Source organism: Caballeronia sp., assembly GCF_049581465.1.
GTDB lineage: Bacteria > Pseudomonadota > Gammaproteobacteria > Burkholderiales > Burkholderiaceae > Caballeronia.
On sequence record NZ_JBAUSA010001358.1, the window covers coordinates 1 to 3493 of the forward strand.

The 3493-nt window shown below is 60.8% G+C and carries 3 protein-coding genes; all 3 read left to right on the forward strand.

Features of this window, described 5'->3' with window-relative positions; genetic code table 11:
• A partial coding sequence (locus WCA53_RS32805) for an ATP-binding cassette domain-containing protein (protein ID WP_423921759.1) occupies positions 1–1518 on the forward strand: 1518 nt, incomplete at its 5' end.
• Between the two features lie 176 nt (positions 1519–1694).
• On the forward strand, positions 1695–2843 hold the full coding sequence (locus WCA53_RS32810; protein ID WP_423921767.1) for an ABC transporter substrate-binding protein: 1149 nt from the start codon (positions 1695–1697) through the stop codon (positions 2841–2843).
• A 164-nt stretch (positions 2844–3007) separates the two neighbouring features.
• Positions 3008–3493: helix-turn-helix domain-containing protein (locus tag WCA53_RS32815; protein WP_423921762.1), on the forward strand; the 486-nt coding region annotated here is incomplete at its 3' end.

Here is a 3493-nt window from a genome sequence, read left to right on the forward strand (position 1 = left end):
CCCTACAGCTGGGTCGGACGGTTGACCAACGGCGCGCTAACCGATTCGTTCGCCGGCATCGTGCTAGCCGAGACCTTCGTGGCGGCGCCATTCCTGATTATTGCCGCTCGCTCGGCCTTTGCTTCCATCGACCCCATGTACGAGGACGTGGCCGCGACCCTCGGCCATCGCGCGGGCAGCCGTTTTTTTCGCGTGACACTACCGGTTGCGTGGCCCGCGATCAGTGCAGGGCTGGCACTCGCGTGGCTTCGCGCGTTCGGCGAATTCGGGGCGACCGTGATGGTGGCTTATCACCCGTATTCCTTGCCGGTCTATACCTACGTAGTGTTCGGCGGCCAGGGCTTGCCGGCCATGATGCCGCTCTTGTTGCCCACGCTCGCCATCGCCGTGACTTGTGCAGCGCTCTCGCTTTATAGCCGTAACGGTCGCGCTTTTATCAGCGACCAGGCCGATGCCGAAGAGCCCTTCGATGAAACCCACGTCAAGCGCGCGACCGACACGGACGATCGTCGCTTGGCGATCGACCTGAAGAAACGCCTGGGCAATTTCGACCTCGCTATTCGATGGGCGCCACTCACGCGACGCCTTGCCATCATAGGGACGTCGGGCTCCGGGAAATCGCTGGCGTTGCGCCTGATCGCGGGCCTCGAAACGGGCGAACGCGCGAGCGTTTCACTCGGTGCAGATCGCCTTGACACCTTGTCGCCGGAGGAGCGTCGAATAGGCTATATGCCGCAGGACTACGGACTGTTTCCCCACATGAGCGTCGCGCAGCAACTGGCATTTCCTGTTCACGCCGATACCGCGAGCGCGCGGCAATGGGTCGACCAGCTCGGACTGACTACCCTTGTGCGGCGCTTGCCGCGAGAACTTTCCTTCGGCCAGCGCCAGCGCGTGGCGCTCGCCCGTGCGCTCACGCAGCATAGCCAGTTGCTGCTCTTCGACGAACCGTTCGCCGCACTCGATACTCCGCGTCGTCGCCTCCTCCAACAATCCCTGCGCGCGTTGCAGCGGGAGATATCGGCGGTGACGATCATCGTGACGCACGATCCCGATGAAGCCGCGCTCCTCGCCGACGAGGTCATGGTGATCGAGCAGGGTCGCGTGCTCCAGGCCGGTCCGATCATGACCGTGTTCGAACATCCCGTTTCAATGAGAGTCGCGCAATTGCTTGGTTTGCATAACGTCGGGCAAGGCCGGGTAATCAAGTCAGACGCGAACAAGACAAGCGTAGTCGAGCTTGGCGGCGCGCTTCACTTGAGCGCAACCACGCTCGACCTCGCGGCCGGACAAGCCGTGATGTGGCGCCTGCCCGCTGCCGCGATTCAGCCTCGCACGACAGGCATGTTCGAAGGCGTTGTCGATGCGATCGAATTGCGGCGCGGCGAACGTTACGTGCGGCTTAGCGTGCAAGGCCAGCCGTTCGATATCCCCAGTGACGATCCTTCCCTGCAGCCCGGCACGTCGCAGCGATTTTTCATCGATGAACAAAGGCTGACTGTCTGGCCCGTTGCCTGAATCCTTGACTTCCTTGAGCGCAAACGGATATTTTGGACCTGACGGGATGCAAGTGAGTTTCCCTGATAATGAGCGAAACGGGTGCCCGTGCATAAAAATCAACGGAGACAACAATGAACAATAAACTCTCGCGCCTGCGCGTGTGCAGCGTGGTCGCGGCAACGCTTTTCGGCCTGATGACGGCCTCAACCCAAGCCGCCACCGACTCGGTGAAGCTCGGGTTCCTTACCGACCTCTCCGGGCTCTACTCGGACTCCGACGGTCAAGGCGGCCTCGAAGCAATCCGCATGGCAATCGACGATTTCCAGGGCAGGGTGAACGGCAAGCCGATCGAGCTCGTCTATGGCGATCACCAGAACAAGGCGGATATCGCAGCATCGAAGGCACGTGAGTGGATCGACCGCGAAGGCGTCAACGGGATTATCGGCGGGACGAATTCGGCCACCGCGCTTGCGACCAGCCAGATCGCGGCTGACAAGAAGATTCCGTATATCAACGTCGGCGCGGGCGCGGACGCGCTAACGAACGAGCAATGCACGCCGTTCACCGTCCACTACGCCTATGACACGGTCGCACTCGCTAACGGCACGGGTCTGGCCGTGACCCGGGCAGGCGGCAAGACGTGGTACTTCCTCACGGCGGACTACGCGTTTGGCAAGGCGCTGGAAAAGAACACGTCGGAGGTCGTCATCGCGAATGGCGGCAAGGTCCTGGGCGCGGTTCGCCACCCCCTGTCGGCATCCGATTTCTCCGCGTTCCTGTTACAAGCGCAGGCATCGAAGGCGCAGGTCCTCGGGCTGGCTAACGCAGGCGGCGACGCCATCAATTCGATCAAGGCGGCAAAGGAATTCGGCGTGAGCAAGACGATGAAAATCGCCGCATTGCTGATCTTTCTTACCGACATCCACAGTCTTGGGCTGGACACCGCGCAAGGACTGGTCGCGACCGACAGTTGGTACTGGGACAAGGACGCGGACACGCGTAAATGGGCCCAGCGCTATTTTGGCAAGATGAAGAAAATGCCGACCAGCTTGCAGGCGGCGGATTATTCGGCGGCGACCACCTACCTGAAGGCGGTTCAGGCAGCCGGCACGACAGACGGCGTGAAAGTGATGGAGCAACTGCACAAGATGAAGATCGACGATATGTATGCAAAGGGCTATGTTCGCGCAGACGGCAGCATGATCCACGACATGTATTTGCTTGAAGTTAAGAAGCCGTCCGAATCGACCGGACCGTGGGATCTCGAGAAAATCACCACGACTATTCCCGGCGAACAGGCTTACGGGTCCAAAGCGGTTTCGCGCTGCGCGTTGTGGAAGTAAGCGCCCGGAATACGACTAAAAAAAACGCGAAACATCAGTGAGCGATCGGCTCTCGCCTACAATAACCCTCTGCTCGAAACCGGGGCGCAGCTTCAATGGCGCGTCGGTTTCGCCCGGACTGGCTCCTCTCATGCTCCTTATCGGCTTACCGGCAAACACGCAGCATGGTCACTGAAACTTCTTCTTCCGACTCCCTAGCCGTCGCGGAACGAGTGCGCGAACTCATGACGCGCCATGGCATCGGCAAGCGGCAGCAAACCGCCGAGCTATGCCGGATTCTCGACCTGAGTTTCTCGCAGGGCCATCGAAAGCTTCGCGGCAACAGTCCGTGGACGCTTGCACAAATCCGTCGCGTCGCAGAAGCGTTCGATGAACCCGCGCTGCAACTTTTCGACGCCACCAACGTCGATGTCGACGACACCGAAGGCACCGCCCACGACGCTGTCCTGATGCTCGGCGCCGTGGAGATTCCCTGCGTTGCATGGATTGGCGAAGCGCTCGAGCCCGGCAGCCGCCCCGATTTCATCGCGCAGGAAATGAATGGCCGCTGGCTCGTGACAATGCACGAAGGCGTGCTGCTGCAAGTCGCCCGCGATGTCCACAAGATCGAAATCCAGCCTCGTCGCACGGACATGGACAAGCCGTTGATC